This window comes from Haloferax sp. s1, from assembly GCF_058382125.1.
This window is the reverse complement of the sequence record NZ_JBZRPK010000104.1, coordinates 1-1,057: the sequence shown is the minus strand read 5'-3', so window position 1 is coordinate 1,057 and position 1,057 is coordinate 1. Positions and strand designations below refer to the sequence as shown.

At 57.7% G+C, this 1,057-nt stretch carries 1 protein-coding gene; it reads left to right on the top strand.

Features of this window, described 5'->3' with window-relative positions:
• Positions 1-338: 338 nt before the first annotated feature.
• A partial coding sequence (locus tag QT222_RS00725; protein WP_491475979.1) for a DUF6498-containing protein occupies positions 339-1,057 on the top strand: 719 nt, incomplete at its 3' end.

Sequence of the window (1,057 nt, the reverse complement as noted above, 5' to 3'; positions counted from 1 at the left end):
GCTGCTCCAGCCTGAACACGCGGTGGTCATCGCCGAGTTCGGTCGCTTGTTGTTCGAGTGGTTCGGCTCGTCGCCCCGCAATCGTCGGTGATGCGTCGTCGGCGACGGCCCTGTGTGCGATTAGCGACCCCGTGTACCCGTACGACCCGTAGACGAGCAACTCTCCCTCCATACTCGATATTTGATTCTCTATTTACATTAACGATGGGGTAGTTTCGTATCAGAAACTCCACAACGAACGGTGTCGATCACCGGAAATCGAAACCAAGACGAAAATCAACAGACACCGGTCGTATCGATAGTTTTTCATGCGTCATATCTCGTGTTTCTTTCACAGGATGGACGTCAACAAGTACCGACGGACACTGTCCGTGATGGCACTCTCGAACCTGGTGTTGCTCATGGGTGTGTTCGAATTTAGCTGGGACCCGTACTTGGTCCTCTTGTTTTACTGGTTCGAGGCGGGAGTCGCCGTCACCCGGGAAGCCGCCCAATCGTTGTTTGCCGCGTTACCACCCTCCAAAGAGTACAGACCGACGGGGACGAGAGCACCGTTTCCGCTCAAAATCCTCGCGGACGTTCGAGGCGGCTTTCGCCCCGCCCGCTGGCTTCCCCCAGTGTATCCGCAGAACGTCCCGTATACCCTGCTAACGCTGATCCCGCTTGTCGCATTCTGGCCGTTTGGGGGGCTCATGTTGACTGGCGTCGTTACCCCGGTTGTCGAGACGTTCGTACTGCCAGTGTCGGCCGCCCTCGGCGTGCTTGCCATTCTCGTCAGCCAACTATTCAAACTGGTTGACTGGTTCCAGTCAGGCGAGTACGAGACAGTCTCCGCGACCGGTGGTGTCTCCAAAACGCATCTGGCGCTATTGTTCATCCTCGCGTTCGTCGCGCCGTTCGTCGTTGGGGTTGTCGAGGCGGCCGGTGTCACTCGGGTCGAACTCGGACTCGTACTCGTCGGCTCCAAAGCCGTGTACGACGTCCTCGAACTCCGAAACCCCGGCTTCGTCCAGTCGGCGATGTTCATCGACAAAACGGCCGGCGAGGAATCTACGGT